At 41.2% G+C, this 17,080-nt stretch carries 15 protein-coding genes; 9 read left to right on the top strand and 6 right to left on the bottom strand.

Features of this window, described 5'->3' with window-relative positions:
• Nucleotides 1–37 precede the first annotated feature (37 nt).
• Complete coding sequence (locus tag BMY70_RS26305; RefSeq protein ID WP_090340484.1) at nucleotides 38–1,093, bottom strand: VOC family protein; 1,056 nt, start codon at nucleotides 1,091–1,093, stop codon at nucleotides 38–40.
• A gap of 302 nt (nucleotides 1,094–1,395) precedes the next feature.
• Between BMY70_RS26305 and BMY70_RS26300 the strand changes: the two genes are divergently transcribed.
• From BMY70_RS26300 to BMY70_RS26275, 6 genes are all read left to right on the top strand, one after another.
• On the top strand, nucleotides 1,396–1,833 hold the full coding sequence (locus BMY70_RS26300) for a thioredoxin family protein (RefSeq protein WP_090340481.1): 438 nt from the start codon (nucleotides 1,396–1,398) through the stop codon (nucleotides 1,831–1,833).
• Nucleotides 1,826–2,755: an FAD:protein FMN transferase gene (locus tag BMY70_RS26295; protein ID WP_090340478.1), complete on the top strand. Its 930-nt coding sequence runs from the start codon at nucleotides 1,826–1,828 to the stop codon at nucleotides 2,753–2,755. Before BMY70_RS26300 ends, BMY70_RS26295 begins: the two co-directional genes overlap by 8 nt.
• A complete protein-coding gene (locus BMY70_RS26290; protein ID WP_090340476.1) occupies nucleotides 2,742–2,966 on the top strand; it encodes a DUF4266 domain-containing protein in 225 nt (74 codons plus the stop codon). The genes BMY70_RS26295 and BMY70_RS26290 overlap by 14 nt, the downstream gene beginning before the upstream one ends.
• A 6-nt stretch (nucleotides 2,967–2,972) precedes the next feature.
• Complete coding sequence (locus tag BMY70_RS26285; protein WP_090340473.1) at nucleotides 2,973–4,181, top strand: DUF3570 domain-containing protein; 1,209 nt, start codon at nucleotides 2,973–2,975, stop codon at nucleotides 4,179–4,181.
• A 201-nt stretch (nucleotides 4,182–4,382) separates the two neighbouring features.
• On the top strand, nucleotides 4,383–5,417 hold the full coding sequence (gene aroB, locus BMY70_RS26280; RefSeq protein ID WP_090340470.1) for a 3-dehydroquinate synthase: 1,035 nt from the start codon (nucleotides 4,383–4,385) through the stop codon (nucleotides 5,415–5,417).
• 86 nt (nucleotides 5,418–5,503) lie between these two features.
• Entirely contained in the window at nucleotides 5,504–6,079 is a 576-nt protein-coding gene (locus BMY70_RS26275; protein WP_090340468.1) for a DUF4136 domain-containing protein, read from the top strand.
• Nucleotides 6,080–6,137: 58 nt separating this feature from the next.
• Here BMY70_RS26275 and mraY read toward each other — a convergent pair whose 3' ends face one another.
• The 5 genes from mraY to rsmH all read right to left on the bottom strand — a co-directional run bounded on the left by mraY (nucleotide 6,138) and on the right by rsmH (nucleotide 12,620).
• A complete protein-coding gene (gene mraY, locus BMY70_RS26270; protein WP_090340465.1) occupies nucleotides 6,138–7,352 on the bottom strand; it encodes a phospho-N-acetylmuramoyl-pentapeptide-transferase in 1,215 nt (404 codons plus the stop codon).
• A 66-nt stretch (nucleotides 7,353–7,418) separates the two neighbouring features.
• Nucleotides 7,419–8,903, bottom strand: coding sequence for a UDP-N-acetylmuramoyl-L-alanyl-D-glutamate--2,6-diaminopimelate ligase (locus BMY70_RS26265; protein WP_090340461.1), 1,485 nt, complete (start codon nucleotides 8,901–8,903; stop codon nucleotides 7,419–7,421).
• Between the two features lie 7 nt (nucleotides 8,904–8,910).
• Nucleotides 8,911–11,058, bottom strand: coding sequence for a PASTA domain-containing penicillin-binding protein (locus BMY70_RS26260; RefSeq protein ID WP_090340458.1), 2,148 nt, complete (start codon nucleotides 11,056–11,058; stop codon nucleotides 8,911–8,913).
• Nucleotides 11,059–11,088: 30 nt separating this feature from the next.
• Nucleotides 11,089–11,499: an FtsL-like putative cell division protein gene (locus BMY70_RS26255; RefSeq protein ID WP_090340454.1), complete on the bottom strand. Its 411-nt coding sequence runs from the start codon at nucleotides 11,497–11,499 to the stop codon at nucleotides 11,089–11,091.
• Between the two features lie 200 nt (nucleotides 11,500–11,699).
• On the bottom strand, nucleotides 11,700–12,620 hold the full coding sequence (gene rsmH / locus BMY70_RS26250) for a 16S rRNA (cytosine(1402)-N(4))-methyltransferase RsmH (protein ID WP_090340452.1): 921 nt from the start codon (nucleotides 12,618–12,620) through the stop codon (nucleotides 11,700–11,702).
• 140 nt (nucleotides 12,621–12,760) lie between these two features.
• On the opposite strand from rsmH, the gene BMY70_RS26245 reads away from it, so the two are divergent.
• The 3 genes from BMY70_RS26245 (at nucleotide 12,761) to BMY70_RS26235 (ending at nucleotide 17,080) form a co-directional block, all read left to right on the top strand.
• Nucleotides 12,761–14,008, top strand: a complete 1,248-nt coding sequence (locus BMY70_RS26245; RefSeq protein WP_090340449.1) for a peroxiredoxin family protein — start codon at nucleotides 12,761–12,763, stop codon at nucleotides 14,006–14,008.
• A 135-nt stretch (nucleotides 14,009–14,143) separates the two neighbouring features.
• Nucleotides 14,144–14,608, top strand: a complete 465-nt coding sequence (locus BMY70_RS26240; RefSeq protein ID WP_090340446.1) for a MarR family winged helix-turn-helix transcriptional regulator — start codon at nucleotides 14,144–14,146, stop codon at nucleotides 14,606–14,608.
• Between the two features lie 66 nt (nucleotides 14,609–14,674).
• Nucleotides 14,675–17,080: a 3-hydroxyacyl-CoA dehydrogenase/enoyl-CoA hydratase family protein gene (locus BMY70_RS26235; protein ID WP_090340443.1), complete on the top strand. Its 2,406-nt coding sequence runs from the start codon at nucleotides 14,675–14,677 to the stop codon at nucleotides 17,078–17,080.

Raw genomic sequence — 17,080 nt, 5'->3', positions numbered from 1 at the left:
AAAGTACTGCCTTAATTAGAAAAAATTTCGTAGGATTTTAGTTTTTTACTCTGTTCAAACCCATCATTTTAAGCATCCAGTCTGGTAGCGGTTTCTGATGTTTTCTTTTCTGAATATCTAAAAACCATCCGATTTTTTTCAAAATTGGCAATTTGTGGGTTTCTACCATCTCAATCAAAGTTCCGTCCGGATCTTCTACGTATGCAAAACGTCCGGCAGCAGACTCCATTCCAAAAGAAGATTCGCTGTCGACCGTGAATTTATAACCTTGCGCCTGCATTTTCGTCTTCAAAGTAGCCAGATCCAACGCGTCGAAACATAAGTGAATGTAACCACAATCTCCCCAGTACCGGTTTTCAAAAACTTTTTTAGGCGCACGGTCAAGTGCTTGAATTAATTCTATCTGAATATTACCAAGAAGTTTACTGAATGCTCCTTCGGGCGTAAAGTTTTTTCTAAGCAGAACACGACGGAAACGTTGGCCTGAGATTGAAGTCGGCAAATCGTCGAAAACATCTGTTTTGTCATAAATAACTTCCAGATTTTGAATTAGTGTCTGGTAAAATAAAATCGCCTTATGTACGTCCGTGACACCAACAACAACACCTGCAACACCGCCAATTGGCTTTCCTGTGTTTTGAAACCATGAAGTATCACTTGTGATCTGGAAAATATTTCCATACGGATCATTCCCCCAAAAGCCCTCGCCTTCCGGAAGCGTCACCAACGGGCCGACTGCTTCTTTTGACTGCGACTTCACCCATTCATGTGCTTTTTTAATATCAGGTGCCTTGAAACGGATGGCGTTGATACCCAAGTCGCCAAGTTCCAGTTTAAAATTTGCTGGCTGAGAAACACGGCTGGTAAACGACCATATTTCCAATCCCCCTCCACCGGCCAGATTCAGGGCCAGCGCTGCGTGTCTTTGATGAACTTTTCCTCCGGTGTAAGGTGTCATCAAAGGAGCTTCGGCCTTGTCGTCGAAAACCGGAACATCAAAACCAAGAATCCGGCGATACCATTGCCATGCTTCGGGAACATTTTGAACACCGAGACCAACCTGTTGTATTCCGGAAATAAGAGCAGCACTCATGAAGGAGATATATTTTTATAGGTATAAGACAAAAAGATTGTATCCGAGGGCAGTAATTACGCTGTCATTCGCCAATGGAACCGCAATTTTACGAAATAAAACAGCAACAAGGATGGGCGAAAGCAATAAAAAATGACTTAGAAGCAACTGTTTAAGTGCGCAACTTCGTAGTTTAGATATTATTCACAGCGTTTTTACTATTGGCCGGTATACGCCGACTTCTGTAAAATCCGTTTTTCAAAAGTGGAACTAACTCAGCGGTTCGCTGTTTTCTGAATAAATGACCTTAACTCCTGACAGATATGATTTCACTCGTCTTCGTATTTCTGATAAATATTCTCCTGCCAGTACAATCTGTAAAAGTAAAGAAAACTGCTCCGGTGTCAGCGGATATTAAACTGAGCGCCAAAAATAAATTCATTGTTTTTTCCGGATCTGACTGGTGTAAGGGCTGTATCCAATTTAGAAAAAAAGTGCTGAACGATCCTTCTTTCGAAACTTTTGCCAAAGAAAATCTTGAAGTTGTTGTTGCAGATTTCCCACAGCGGGCAAAGCTTGCGAAAGAGATTATAGAGCAAAATGAAGCGCTGGCAGAGAAATATAACCCAAAAGGTGTTTTCCCAAACCTTGTTCTGATCTCTGATGATGGTGCCCATTTTGAGATTATAACCTATAAGAACCAGACACCACAGGAATTTGTAAATGAATTGAAAAACCGTTTGCAGCATTTGAATGGATGAGTTTCGGCTGGTCGAAAAGTTGATGGGTTCCGCCTTTGAGCTGATTATCCGGGATACTGAAAAAGCGGGAGCAGAGGCACTTTTAAAAGAAGGACGGGATGAAATCAAGCGACTTGAAAACTTGCTGACCGAATTTGATAAATCGTCTTTTACTTCCTTGATTAACGAAAATGCCGGAGTGAAATCCGTTCAGGTTGATGAAGAAGTTTATCAATTGATTGCACGTTGTATCGGTCTTTCTAATTTGACTCAGGGAGCATTCGATATTTCGGTCGGACCTCTAAAAAAGTTATATAATTTCAAGAACGAGCAATTCGTCTTTCCAGAAAAAAATGCGATCAGAAAGACACTTTCATCCGTAGGTTTTAAAAATATTTTACTTCTTCCTGATAATCATATTTTCCTGAAAAAGAAGGGCATGTATATCAGTTTTGCGGCAATCGGGAAGGGGTATGCTGCCGATAAAGTGAAAAAGTTATGGATTGAAAAAAGTGTTTCTCATGGTGTGATAAATGCCAGCGGCGATTTGACTGTTATAGGAAAAAAAATAGACGATAGACCCTGGCAGATTGGAATTGCAAATCCGGATGATGCGCAGGATGTTTTATGTTTTCTGCCAATCGAGAATGCTTCAATTGCCACTTCAGGCGATTATGAGCAATTTTTTATGTGGAGTGGAACGCGTTATGCGCATACTCTTGACCCGCGAACGGGCAAGCCGGTAACCGGAATTAAAAGCGTGACAGTCGTTGGCCCGGGAGCTGAGCTTTGCGATGCTTTGGCAACGGCGGTATTTGTCATGGGCGTTAATGTGGGGCTTCATTTTATTAATCAGCTGCCGCAAACCCATTGTTTAATTATTAATGACAAAAATGAAGTGTTTCACTCACGAAACCTTAACTTTAAATATGCGGAGAAATAAAATCTACTTTTGGATAAGCGGACTGATGTTGACGTTTTGCGGATTTAGTTGTCAGTCTGTAAAACCTTATCAGCGCATATATCTCAACGACCCCGAAATGCAAATGGGCAGTAATTCCGGAAAAAAATTTGAAGATTATGTGGAAACGATCCGAGAAGGTGCGACTCCGGCCGCCGGGACAAAATCAAGTGGCGGATGCGGATGTAACTAGCATTGTATGAAAAAAAGAGTTTTACTTGCAGGATTACTTAGTGCGTTTTTATTAAAAGCAAAAGCCCAGAATTCTGATAGCTCCTATCAAAAAAGTACGTTGTCAAAAACCGAGGTCGAGCTGGTTTATAATCATTACATTCAGGAGGGCCATAATTCGGCTGTTACCGGCGGAATCGGAACAGAAAAATTGACTGTTTATTCACCTTCTGTTCGGATTGGTCATACTTTCAGGGAGTATAACACGCTCCGTTTTGTTGGCGGGGTCGATATCATCAGTTCGGCTTCCGTTGATAATATTGATTTTGTCATGTCTTCTGCTTCAAGCCGTGATGCCCGGTCATACGGAAATCTAAATTACCAGCGCCAGTTGAAAAAAAAGGATTTGAAATTAGGTATAGGTTCAGGCTTTTCGATCGAGTCGGATTATATGTCTATACCTGTTTTTGCCTCTGTTGAGTATGCAAATCCATCGAAAACAAGGACATATTCTTTTGATTTTCAGGCCTATTTTGACGATATGCGCTGGGGGCGACTGGATCCTGACTATTACCGGCCTGTCAAGCTTATCTATCCGGTTGAACTTCGAAACAAGCAATGGTTTAATACCTACCGCCGGGATTCCTATAATTTCAAATTTGGTTTTACCCAGATCATCAACCCTAGGTTAGTACTCGGAATTTTCCCGGAATTCGCCTATCAGAAGGGACTGCTGGCGACCCCGTTCCACCGTGTTTATTTTAAAAATGATTCGCTGAAAGTAGAAAATCTGCCAGGCGATCGTTATAAATTTCCTCTTAGTATCCGGCTGAATTATTTCATGGGAAGCCGAACGATCCTTAAACTAAACTATGGTTTTTATTACGACAGTTTTGATATTTTTGGAAATAGTCTTGAGTTGGAAGCAGCTATAAAAACGTCATCTCAATGGACGGTTTCTCCGTTTTTTAGGTTTTATAATCAATCTGGCTCTGAATATTTCAAGCCATACAAACAGCATGATATTTCAGCAAAATTTTATACCTCGGATTATGATCTGGCGTCGTTTCAAAGTTATAAGGCTGGTATAAATCTGAGATACCTGCCATCGGCCTATTTAACTAAAAGAATTTCATTTGATGAACTGAACCTCCGCTATGGCTATTACCACCGATCAAATGGCCTGAATGCGCATATGATCACTTTGGCAATTAAATTTGTGAGAGAGAACCGATAATTTTTGCATCTAAAATTGATTATTGTTGAAATATTGATTGTTATGCTTAGTATTCTTTTTTGTATATTAAACCCAATAATTGATGCGTCAAATAATAAATTTCGAAATAATATATTAAATTAATTAATTATTCACGCATCCAATATGCCTTCATCATCGTATATTTGATGAGCATTGTATTTTTTATTGAAATAATTTAGAATGACTCAGTCCGTAGTTTTAGCACCCATTACCGAAAGTTTACCAGCGTTTATTAATTCTGCACAGTATTCGAAAGTTTTTGTAATTGCTGATACCAATACCCGCAAGTATTGTTATTCCTTGATAAAACCTCTTTTACCGAAACACAAGTTAGTGACGGTTCCAAGTGGAGAAAAACATAAGATATTGGCGACTTGCGAAACCATCTGGGAATCGATGACGGCAGGAGAACTTGACAGGCATGCTTTGGTGATTAATATCGGTGGCGGAGTGATCGGAGATATGGGTGGTTTTTGTGCGGCTGTTTACAAGCGTGGAATTGATTTTATTCAAATACCGACTACACTTTTATCTCAGGTAGATGCAAGTGTTGGCGGGAAACTTGGAATTGATTTTCAGGGTTTTAAAAATCATTTAGGTGTTTTTAATATACCAAACAGTGTTTTAATAGATCCGTTTTTTCTGAAAACACTACCGGAAAGAGAAATCAGATCTGGTTTTGCTGAAATTATTAAACATTGTCTGATTGCTGATGCTGAAAAATGGAAGACGATCCGGCAGAATGATTTTGAAGAACAAAATTGGCAAGATTTGATCGCCCATTCTGTGAAAATTAAGCAACATATTGTAGATCAGGACCCTACGGAAAAAGGTTTGCGAAAAATCCTTAATTTCGGCCATACCTTGGGTCACGCTGTTGAGACCTATTTTTTAGGTAAGTCAGAGGGCGAAAGACTATTTCACGGGGAAGCAATTGCTGTGGGAATGATTATGGAAAGTTATCTTTCTTACAAGCGAAATTTGATAGATAAGAAAACACTAAGTGATATAGAAGAATTTCTTTTTGCTACATATGGCAAAGTATTAATTAATCCGGAAGATGTAGACGCCATTATTGCGTTGACACGGCAGGATAAAAAGAACAGAGGAAGCGAGGTTCGTTTTTCTCTTCTGGAAGGAGCAGGTAAATGTGGTTTTGACATAGCCGTTCCGGTTTCAGAAATGCGTAAAGCAATAGCTTATTATATGGGGTAGTTTCGAGGAGAAGATCAGCATAAGCTATTGATTAGTGGGTTTTCAATATTAGAGTGAACATATCTATTTATAACCTGACAAATGTAATGCTTATGCTGAAGTCTATTAAACCTTATGCCGCTTTATTAGTGATATTGATATTAGCGGGTTGCTCCAGTGGTCGTAAAGTATTTGTGGAACATGACTACAGTTATGAAACAAATTTCAAAGATTATTCTTCCTATACGTTTCTGGAATGTGAACGTGATACAAATAATCTTTGTACAGAAATTTACGAGGCAATCCGTCGCCAGATGCAGGTGAGAGGTTACAAGCTTACCGCTGAAAAACCAACTTTACTGGTCAATTATGGTATTTTCTATGATAACCTTCGTTATCAGGGTTATATGCAGCCAGTCATAAAAAACTGGGTTGATACAGAAAATGATGGTTTCCGTTATGAACCAATTAAATATGCCCTCGATAAAGGTACTTTAATTGTCTCTCTGATTGATGCAGAAAGCGATCAGGTGGTATGGAGAGGATATGCTTCTGGAATTTTTAAAGGTGTGGAAAACTCGAATAATCACTATCGAAGTGTCGTTCGCAGAATTTTTGATCAATATCCGCTCTTTGCGAAAGGATATGATCCAAGACGATATAGTGAAGCTGTCGGAAGATAATTTCACATGGATGTAATAAAAAACGAGCCCGTCGAATTAGCGGCAGGCTCGTTTTTTATTATCTCAATTTCAAGGTAGCCAGAGTAAAAATGGCGAGGATGATGCCTACAACCCAGAAGCGCGTAACGATTTTTGCTTCATGAATGCCTTTTTTCTGATAATGATGGTGAAGCGGAGACATCAACAAAATCCGCCTGCCTTCACCAAACTTCTTCTTGGTATATTTAAAATAGCTGACTTGCATAATGACGGAAACGAGCTCCGACAAGAATACTCCGCATAAAATCGGGATCATTAGTTCTTTTCGGATGGCAAGGGCCACTACGGCGATAACGCCTCCAAGCATTAAACTTCCGGTATCGCCCATAAAAACCTGAGCAGGATACGCGTTATACCAGAGAAACCCAACACAGGCCCCGACAAAGGCGGCGCAAAAAATTACGAGTTCTCCTGAGTTCGGAATATACATGATATTCAGGTACTGAGAAAATTTAGTATTACCTGAAAGATAGGCCAGCACACCAAGTGTCAACGCGATGATACCGGAAATACCAGCAGCCAGACCATCAATTCCATCCGTAATGTTGGCTCCGTTAGATACTGCTGTAATAATAAAAATTGCAAGAACTGTGTAAATTACCCAGGTATATTCTTCGGGCAGCCACCCAAAAAGGAGGGTGCGGTAATCAAATTCATTGTTTTTGAAAAATGGCAGCGTGGTTACAGTCGGATGTATGACATCTTTGTAGCGCTGTACTTCTCCCAGCGACGAACTCAATAAGGGTTGTTCGTAAATCCGGATTTTAACGTGGTCGTTGAAGGATAGCGTTAATCCTACAATCAATCCAAGTCCAACCTGGCCGACAATCTTGAACCGGCCATGAAGTCCTTCTTTATTATTTTTGAATTTTTTCAGATAATCATCGACAAAACCGATCAAACCGGTCCAGACCGCCGTAATGATCAAAAGAACGATGTAGACGTTAGAAAGTTTTGCAAACAGTAACACTGGAATCAACAGCGAAGCAAGGATAATAAACCCTCCCATCGTTGGTGTTCCTGTTTTTTCCATCTGACCTTCCAGTCCCAGATCGCGGATCGATTCGCCCACCTGCTGTCTGCGTAAAAAGTTGATAATCCATTTTCCATAGGTGGCAGCAATGAATAAAGACAATACCGTCGCTCCTAACGCACGAAAGGAAATGTACTGAAATACGCCGGCTCCGGGTATGTTAAATTGCTTGTCTAGGTAGTCGAATAGATAATAAAGCATGTAAATCGTGATTAGCGCTTGCAAAGTTGCCTTTTTCTTGCAGACTACGCAACGGGTCCTGAATTTTTATTCTTTGTGGGAATGAAAACTGGAAAATGCCTCTCGCAACACCTGCCTGTCATCAAAGTTATGTTTAACACCCCGGATTTCCTGATAGGTTTCGTGCCCTTTTCCTGCAATTAAAATAATATCTTCCGGATTTGCCTCGGCAACAGCTTTAAAAATTGCTTCATGGCGATCGGGAACGACAATTGTATTTTTAAATTTCAAAGGCGGAACACCTTTCATCATCTGATCCAGAATATCCTGTGGCTCCTCATATCTTGGGTTATCTGACGTAAGAATAACCCGGGTGCTCAAATTGCAGGCAATCTCAGCCATTTTCGGTCTTTTAGCAGCATCGCGGTTTCCTCCGCATCCAACAATCGTTATGACTTGTTCATTGCCATGACGAAGGTGTGCAATAGTTTGCAAAACATTTTCCAGCGCATCCGGCGTATGGGCGTAATCCACAATTCCAACAATGTTATCCACAGAATGAATCTGCTCGAATCGTCCCGGAGGGCTGTTCAGGTTGGAAAGTGCCGTCAGTACTTCTTCCGGAGATTCGCCGAGAGCAATAGCAGCCCCATAAACAGAGAGTAAATTATATCCGTTAAACCGGCCAATCACGCGGAACCATACCTCCTGATTGTTGATCTCCATATGCATTCCCGTAAGCGTATCGGAAAGAATTTTTCCATTGTACGTTGCAAGCGTTTGCAGCGAATAAGTCTCGATTCTGGCTTTTGTATTCTGGACCATTACCGAACCACGGCGATCGTCGATATTGACAAGAGCAAAAGCAGTCTTAGGCAATTGATCGAAGAAGCCTTTTTTCGCTGTGATGTAATTGTCAAATGTTTTATGGAAATCGAGGTGATCGTGCGTAATATTTGTAAAAATGCCTCCTGCAAAATGTAAACCTGTGATACGGTGCTGCGAAACGGCATGCGAACTTACTTCCATGAAGACGTGCGAGCAGCCTTTTTCATGCATTAATGCGAGAAGTTCGTTAAGTGCAACTGCGTCCGGCGTTGTATGTGTCGAAGGAATAACTTCGTCTTCAATCTGATTTTGAACGGTTGATAACAAGCCGCAACGATAACCCAAAGCTCTGAAAAGCTGGAATAAAAAGGTTGCGACAGATGTTTTCCCATTTGTTCCGGTTACTCCGACCAATGTCACTTTTTTCGACGGCTGATCATAAAATGAAGCAGCGATAAATCCCATCGCAGATGCAGAATCCTGAGCCTGAATGTAGGTAATTCCAGCCCGCAATTGTGCAGGTAACTTTTCGCAAAGAATGGCAGCAGCGCCGAGATCCGAGGCTGTTTCTACATATTGATGTCCATCCGTTTGGGTGCCTCGAAGTGCCACAAATAAACTTCCCGGCAGAACGCGCCTTGAATCAATGATTATTTTATTGACGACAACATTTTCTGATCCGTGTACCGTTACGCCAGCGATCCCACTGATTAAGCTATGAATTGGTTTTTGAATACTTTCCATGAATGGATTACTGTAATGTTAACAGGATCGTTTTGAGTCCGCTCTTATTTGTTCCGGGAGGAAGTGATTGATCTACAACTTTGCCCGAACCTTTAAATGTAACTTTGAAACCTTTATTTTCAAGAATAAACAAAGCATCGCGCATCGGCATTCCCTGCAGATCAGGAACATCCTTTGTCTGGATACTGCGGGGTTTCCAGTTTGTTTTTCCCTTTGCGACAATAGATCCTGACAAATATTCGGTCTCTTCTTCCGTTACCGGTGTTAAATTTAAATATTTGCTGATCACCTTTAAATCAGAGGTTCTGCCAGCCCACTTTACTTGTTTTTCTTCTCCGTGGGTCGTGTCTTTTGCCATTTTTTGAATACTGACATCATATGCATAAATCCGGTCCGCAACTTCCTTGAAAACAGGAGCTGCCACACTGCCCGCATAAAGCTGATAATTCTCTTTCGCTCCGCGAGGTGTGTCAATGATTACAATACAACTGTATTTCGGCTTATTGGCGGGGAAATAACCTGCAAATGAAGTATAATATTTGCCTGCGGTATGGATTCCATTGATCAATTTTTGAGCAGTTCCCGTTTTACCGGCAATTTTATACAGATCTGTTCTGATATTTCTCGCTGAGCCATGTTCTACAACGCCTTCCAGCATGGCCTTTATTTTTCGTAAAGTTTCAGGTGAGCAAATCGGCTTTTCGGAGACGTAAGGAGGAATTCTATCTTCGACTTTTTCAGCACTCCGAACTTCCTTAACCACCATCGGACGAACCCAATAGCCGTCATTTGCGACCGCATTATACAGCGCAAGTGTTTGGAGAGGCGTCATCCGCATTTCATAACCATACGACATGAATGTCAGTGAATAATTATTCCATTGCTTTGAAGACCGGTCTTTAATATAAGGAGGATTTTCACCCTTCATATGGATCCCGGTCGACTCTGTAACATGAAACTGTTTCAGATAATTAAGATAAGTGTCAGGCTTCGAGAAAAAATAACGCTGCATAAGGAGATGAACACCAATATTAGACGATTTTTCGAAAACCTGCGCAGCAGTTAATACGCCGTGTCCACCTCGTTTGGAGTCGTTAATCGATAGTCCGCGAAAACGAACAGAACCCGTCCCTGTGTTCACAGTCACCTGATTTGGATTCATTTTCGTCTCTTCCAAAAGTGCCATCATCGTTGGAAGCTTGAAAGTTGAGCCGGGGTCGGTGCTTCCTGCCAGAGCGTAGTTAAAAACTTCTTCGTATTTATTATCCGCCCGTTTGGTAAGATTCGCCATTGCCCTGATTTCTCCGGTCGCTACTTCCATAATAACAACACAGCCAAATTCCGCGTTTGCTTCTGTAAGTTTTCTGCGCAACGCAATTTCGGCCATATCCTGGAAGTTCATATCCAGGGTTGTGTAAATATCTTTACCGGTTTCCGGCTGAATATTAAGTGCGTCACCTACCGGAATCTTGATCCCTCCTTCGACTTGCTCTACGAGATTGACGCCTTCTTTGCCTTCAAGATCTTTGTCAAAACTGGCTTCAACACCGATATATCCTCGTCCACTTTTGGGATCTGTGCCGCCGATCGTTCTGTCGGCCATGGGGCTGAATGGTTTGTAACGTTTGTAAATCATCTCAAACTTTCCACCTCCACCTTTTTTTTCTTTATTGAAAAAGGGCCATTCTTTTACTTTTTCCCTTTCAAGATATCCAATTTCCTTATTTTTTAACCGCAGATACCGCTTGTTTTTACTGATACGATAACGGATCAATTTATTCTTATACCCGTCAAAAGTGTTTTCGCCGAAGTTTTTTACCAGCAGGCTGGCCAACTGATCAACATTATTATAGAAATATGCGGAATCTGCCACTTTGGTATCAAAGCCTACGTAATAATAAGGCAGCGAAGTAGCGAGCAAACTTCCGTCATTTGAAAAAATACTGCCTCGCATTGCCCGGATGGTATCAAGTTTTAAGTCATTTTTTACAGCATATTCCGACCAGGTTTTGCCTTTATGGGAGGCATAATACTGGACGTGCAAAAGTTTGAAAAAAACCATTACTGCAAAAACAAATAAAACCACAGCAACAATACGTGCCCTGGTAATCAATGCTTTCTTATTATTTTGGCCGCTATCTATATCGCTTTTCATGGGTGCTGGTCAATAAACAGAGATAGAATTTTACTCGTCTTTTTTAAGTACAATCTTTTTTGGCGGATTAAGATTTTCTTCCAGTCCGTCCGGTTTTACCTTTTCGATTACGACGGATTGCTTCCCGCTTTTCATATACTCCGCTTGAATCGAAGTATATTCTGCCCGTAAATCGTCTACCTCTTTTTTTAATTTAATACTGTTTCTGACATACTCCTCCGACTGAAAACCGATTCTTTCGTAAACGACCAAGAGGATGATGATCCAGCCGAAATAGTAAAAGTACTTCACCGGAACCCTTTCTTCCTGTCCCGGTACTTTGTCTCCGAAAATTTTATCGAGAGGTAAAAAACGGTTCAGCCAGTTAAACAAGCTGTATTCACGCGGCGGCTTCGGAGGTTTTTCTGGTGCTACTTTGGGTCTTCTTTTGTTTTCAGCCATGTTTTTTACAACAGAAAATGTTATTAAAAATCACTTATTACAATTTCGTTTTTAACCAATATTTATGTTGTTAAGTATTGGGTGTACCATTTTTTGCCATGTCCCCTCCCCGGGATCCGGAGTTTGGCGATTAACTGTTCCTGACGACACGACGGTATTATATGAATAGTGATAATAACCAATTTATCGTTTATCCGTACTTATTCCGGTTTTTCTGCAATTCTCAATTTTGCACTTCTTGCTCTCGGATTTCTTTTGACTTCTTCCTCAGTTGCTTCAATAGGTTTCCTGGTAATGCTTTTTAAAGGCTTGATTTCATTACCGTAAAAATCCTTCTCAACTTCTCCGTCAAATTTTCCTTTTTGAATAAAATTCTTCACCGGCCTGTCTTCCAATGAATGATAAGACATAACGACCAGTCTTCCACCCGGATTTAAAACTTCCGGGACTTGCATCAGAAATTCTTCAAGTACCTTCATTTCATCATTGACCTCAATACGCAAAGCCTGAAAAACCTGTGCAAAATATTTATTCTCGCGATGTTTCGGCGCGTATCGCATCAAAATTCCTTTCAGATCATTAACCGTTTCAATCGGCGAATTATGTCTTGCAGAAAAAATCGCCTCTGCCGCTGTGCGCGCGTTCGTCACCTCGCCATATCGACCTAAAATAGATTGAAGTTCAGTCGCGGAACGTACATTAAGTACTTCACGGGCTGTTTTTTCATTATTCGGATTCATGCGCATATCAAGATCAGCCTGGAAACGAGTTGAAAAACCACGTTCAGGCGTATTGATCTGATGTGACGAAACACCAAGATCTGCCAGGATTCCATCCACTTTTTCTGCCTTATGCAGTTTTAGATATCTTTTTATATGTCTGAAATTAGCTGCTATAAAAGTAAATCTGGGATCGTCTTTCCACTGGTCCGCATTGGCGACGGCATCTGGATCCTGGTCAAAGACCAAAAGCCGCCCGGTTGTTAATTTTTCTAAAATCGCCCGTGAATGTCCTCCTCCGCCAAACGTAACATCTACATAGATGCCATCAGGGCGGATATTCAGGCCGTCCAGACATTCGGACAGCATTACAGGTTCATGATATGTACTTGGAAGATCCATTTATTAAAAGCAACGTAGATAGGAACTATTTCTTGCCATCAGGCCGTTACAAACTTAGCAATTTTCAATGGTACGAATTGCGCTTCGGTAGGGATTTAATTTTTTTGAGACACCTGTAATTTTATATCAATAAATTGAATATGAGAGCAATAAAATTAATAATTGCATTATTTACCACAGTTGGCTTTTTGAGCTGCCAATCTTCATCCGATAAGAGCCTGAAACCCGGAACCTGGCGCGCTACGCTGACCAGAGACGGACAGACTCTTCCGGTGATTCTGGATATTGCCAAAAATCCTGATGGTAAGACTTATACAGTTTATTCTGTAAATGCAGGTGAGCGTCTGAAAATGGATACGGCTTACTTTAATAAAGATTCATTACACATTCCAATGCAGCTTTTCGATTCTGAAATAACAGCGGCTGTGGATGGGGATAAATTGACAGGTGTATATAAAAGGCTGGATGGCGAAAAGATAACGGGCTCACTTCCGTTTAATGCTACTTTTGGGGCAAATTATCGTTTCTTCAAAGAAGAAGCTGTTGAAGGTGTGAAAAATGTAACGGGAAAATACGCCACGATATTTAAAAATGAAGTAACCAAGGATTCTACTGAAGCGGTCGGAAGTTTTACTCAAAAAGGTAGCACTGTTGAAGGTTCGTTTTTAACACCAACGGGCGACTATCGTTATTTGTCCGGGAACGTGAAGGGCGACAGCTTATATTTATCAACTTTCGATGGTTCAAATGCTTATCTGATTAAAGCGGCGATTTTGAAAGATGGTGTTTTAAAAGGAGCGATGTGGTCAGGAATTAAAGGTTATAAAACATTTACTTCAATATTAAATGAAAACGCAAAACTTCCTGACGCAACAAAATTGACTTACATGAAGCCGGGTTCGGAAACGGTTGATTTTACATTTCCTGATGCTGATGGAAAGCCACTTTCATTGAAAGATCCCCGTTTTAAGGATAAGCCCGTTATAATTCAAATCATGGGCTCATGGTGCCCGAACTGTATGGACGAAACCAATTTTTTGGCTCCCTGGTATAAGAAAAATAAAGAAAGAGGGGTTGAAATCGTTGGACTTGCATTTGAGCATTCAGATGATTTGGCCGTATCGGCTCCCAAGCTGAAAAGAATGGTAAGCCGGTTTGGAATTGAGTACCCGGTTTTGCTTGCCGGAACGAATACAAATGAAGCCACGGCCAAAGCGTTGCCCATGTTAAACAAGGTAATGTCTTATCCGACAACCATTTTTATTGATAAAAAAGGGAAAGTCAGGGAAATCCATACCGGGTTTTCTGGTCCGGGAACGGGTAAATATTATGACGAATTCGTTGCTGATTTCAACCAGCTTATGGATAAACTGATCAGCGAAAAGTAAACAGAAAAAACGCATCTGGCATAAAAACTGCACGGTGCGTTTTTTTATGTAACAAAATTAGTATGCTTGCATAATATTAATTTGATTTGTTACATTTGTAAACAGACATCACTGACACCCTACCAAGAGAAAAAGATGCGCAAGGAAAAGACGATAGATTTTCAGATTAAGTGGGCGTGGCATTCTATTTCGAGAATGTATAATGCTTATGCTGCCCGTTTTGATACCACAATGGCGGTCGGTTATGTGCTGCTGAATATCGATATGGAGCACGGCACACCGGCGACAAAAATAGCGCCTTTGCTGGGTATGGAACCCAGAAGTCTGGTCCGTATGCTTAAAAATCTCGAAGAAAAAGGACTGATCCGGCGTGAAGTTGACGACAGTGACAAACGGTTTGTGAGAATCGTGCTGACTGATCTTGGCAAGGAAAAAAGAGAACTTTCAAGGGAAGGTGTTTTGTCGTTCAATACGATGATCCGCGACAAAATTCCCCTGGAGAAACTGGTAGTGTTTTTTGATGTAATTAAAGATATAAACCGGCTGGTTGAGGAAGAAAACCAGAAACTTAAAGCCGGAGAAATAACAGAAGAATTTTAAATCCCTGACTATTCGTTTGGTCAATGTGCAAAAAGCTAATAGTCAACAGCTAAACCTTAATAAATAATGAATCGTTCTATTCGTAAAGTAGCCGTTTTAGGCTCTGGTATCATGGGATCGCGCATTGCGTGCCATTTTGCCAATATTGGCGTAGAAGTGTTGCTTCTAGACATAGTTCCAAAAGAAGCCAGCGATGCAGAAAAAGGAAAAGGATTAACGATTGACCATCCCGCAGTTCGTAACCGGATTGTGAACGAATCTTTCCAGCAAACTTTAAAAGCAACTCCTGCAGCATTATACAGCCCGGCTTTTGCGTCGCGCATCAAGCTTGGGAACTTTGAAGATAACCTGAAAGATATTAAAGATTATGACTGGGTTATTGAAGTGGTTGTTGAGCGGCTTGATATAAAAAAGAGTTTATATGAAAAAGTGGATGCGCTTCGGAAACCCGGAACGCTGATCACTTCCAATACGTCCGGGATTCCGATTCACCTGATGGCGGAAGGGCGCAGTGAAGATTTTAAAAAGCATTTTTGCGGAACACACTTTTTCAATCCTCCGCGTTATTTGCGGTTGCTGGAAATCATCCCTACACCAGAAACAGACAAATCCATCGTTGATTTTCTGATGCATTACGGTGATTTATTTTTAGGTAAAACTACCGTGCTTTGTAAAGATACTCCCGGTTTTATAGCAAACAGACTGGGGATTTTTGCTTTGATCCAGACTATTCGTACCGTCGAAGAAATGGGCCTGACAGTGGACGAGGCAGATAAGTTGACCGGCCCGGTTGTAGGACGACCCAAATCGGGTACCTATCGTTTGTCCGATGTCGTTGGGTTGGATACTACAGTTCACGTTGCAAATAACTTATATGCCTCCGGAGAAGCCACGGACGAGTCGCGCGACGCTTTCAAGTTGCCGGTTATAATGCAGAAATTATATGATAATAAATGGCTGGGTGATAAAACGGGACAGGGATTTTATAAGAAAATAAAAGATGAAAAAGGCAAATCCGTAATTCTTGCGCTTGATTTTGAAACGCTGGAATACAAGCCATCGGAAAAAGTAAAATTTGCAACTCTCGAAGGAACAAAAGCGATAGGTGATGTTGCAAAACGTTTCAGTGTGCTTCTGGCAGGAAAAGATAAGGCAGGGGAATTTTATAGAAAAACTTTTTCTGAATGCTTCAGATACGCGACTTTCCGTATACCTGAAATCTCGGATGAAATTTTCAGAATTGATCAGGCGATCTGTGCGGGATTTGGATGGCAGCTGGGTTTGTTTGAAACCTGGGACGCCGTTGGTGTGAAAGAAATGCTTGTCATCATGGAGGAGCTGAATGCAAAACCAGCTCCCTGGGTATATGAAATGCTGGAAGCGGGAAACAGCTCTTTTTACAAAGTTGAAAACGGGAAAAAGCTATACTATGATACCACCTCAAAATCGTATAAAGTAATTCCTGGCCAGGATAGTTTTATTATTCTGAGCAATCTTACTAACAATATTGTCTGGAAAAATGCAGGCGCAAACTTGTACGATATCGGAGATGGAATCCTGAATCTCGAATTCAAATCAAAAATGAATACTATGGGTTCCGAGGTAATCGAAGGAATTCAGAAAGGTATCAGTCTTGCTGAAAAAGATTATCGAGGACTTGTGATTGGTAACGAATCGAGCGAAGCTTTCTCTGCTGGTGCAAATCTTGCTATGCTGTTTATGTTTGCCATCGAACAGGAATTCGATGAAATTAATATGGTGATTGCGCAGTTTCAGCAGACGATGATGCGGGCGCGGTATTCTTCAATTCCGGTTGTGACGGCGCCGCATTCGCTGGCTTTGGGTGGAGGATGTGAGCTTAATCTTCATGCGGATAAAATTGTTGCCCATGCTGAAACCTACATCGGACTTGTTGAATTCGGAGTTGGAATTATACCTGCCGGCGGCGGTACAAAAGAGATGGCCCTTCGCTGCTCGGATATGTACCAGGCAGGAGATACGGAATTGAATATCCTTCAAACAGCATTTATGAATATCGCGCAGGCAAAAGTTTCGACTTCCGCGTATGATGCCAGAGCGATGAATTATTTGCAGGAAAAAGATCAGATTGTGCTTAACCGCAGCCGACTGATCGCGGAGGCGAAACAAGCAGCAATCGACCTGGCTGATAATGGATACACGCAGCCAAAACAGCGTAATGACATTAAAGTACAGGGGAAAGCTGGAATGGCATTGTTTATGACAGGAATTGCCCAGATGAAAATCGCAAACTATATCAGCGAGCACGATGCAAAAATTGCAAACAAGCTCGCATATGTTATCAACGGTGGTGATTTGAGTTATCCACAAAACGTAACGGAACAATACCTTCTTGATCTTGAAAGGGAAGCTTTCTTATCTCTTTGTGGAGAAAAGAAAACACTTGAAAGAATGCAGGGGTTGCTGAACGGAGGAAAACCGCCAAGAAATTAA

This window comes from Dyadobacter koreensis (assembly GCF_900108855.1).
GTDB lineage: Bacteria > Bacteroidota > Bacteroidia > Cytophagales > Spirosomataceae > Dyadobacter > Dyadobacter koreensis.
Note: the sequence above shows the minus strand (reverse complement) of the source record. Positions and strands in the feature narration are given on the sequence as shown.

Bases quoted from the DNA above. Each gene is read 5' to 3' on its own strand.
- BMY70_RS26305 (WP_090340484.1), bottom strand. From the start codon at position 1,093: ATGAGTGCTGCTCTTATTTCCGGAATACAACAGGTTGGTCTCGGTGTT.
- BMY70_RS26300 (WP_090340481.1), top strand. From the start codon at position 1,396: ATGATTTCACTCGTCTTCGTATTTCTGATAAATATTCTCCTGCCAGTA.
- BMY70_RS26295 (WP_090340478.1), top strand. From the start codon at position 1,826: ATGGATGAGTTTCGGCTGGTCGAAAAGTTGATGGGTTCCGCCTTTGAG.
- BMY70_RS26290 (WP_090340476.1), top strand. From the start codon at position 2,742: ATGCGGAGAAATAAAATCTACTTTTGGATAAGCGGACTGATGTTGACG.
- BMY70_RS26285 (WP_090340473.1), top strand. From the start codon at position 2,973: ATGAAAAAAAGAGTTTTACTTGCAGGATTACTTAGTGCGTTTTTATTA.
- aroB (WP_090340470.1), top strand. From the start codon at position 4,383: ATGACTCAGTCCGTAGTTTTAGCACCCATTACCGAAAGTTTACCAGCG.
- BMY70_RS26275 (WP_090340468.1), top strand. From the start codon at position 5,504: ATGCTTATGCTGAAGTCTATTAAACCTTATGCCGCTTTATTAGTGATA.
- mraY (WP_090340465.1), bottom strand. From the start codon at position 7,352: ATGCTTTATTATCTATTCGACTACCTAGACAAGCAATTTAACATACCC.
- BMY70_RS26265 (WP_090340461.1), bottom strand. From the start codon at position 8,903: ATGGAAAGTATTCAAAAACCAATTCATAGCTTAATCAGTGGGATCGCT.
- BMY70_RS26260 (WP_090340458.1), bottom strand. From the start codon at position 11,058: ATGAAAAGCGATATAGATAGCGGCCAAAATAATAAGAAAGCATTGATT.
- BMY70_RS26255 (WP_090340454.1), bottom strand. From the start codon at position 11,499: ATGGCTGAAAACAAAAGAAGACCCAAAGTAGCACCAGAAAAACCTCCG.
- rsmH (WP_090340452.1), bottom strand. From the start codon at position 12,620: ATGGATCTTCCAAGTACATATCATGAACCTGTAATGCTGTCCGAATGT.
- BMY70_RS26245 (WP_090340449.1), top strand. From the start codon at position 12,761: ATGAGAGCAATAAAATTAATAATTGCATTATTTACCACAGTTGGCTTT.
- BMY70_RS26240 (WP_090340446.1), top strand. From the start codon at position 14,144: ATGCGCAAGGAAAAGACGATAGATTTTCAGATTAAGTGGGCGTGGCAT.
- BMY70_RS26235 (WP_090340443.1), top strand. From the start codon at position 14,675: ATGAATCGTTCTATTCGTAAAGTAGCCGTTTTAGGCTCTGGTATCATG.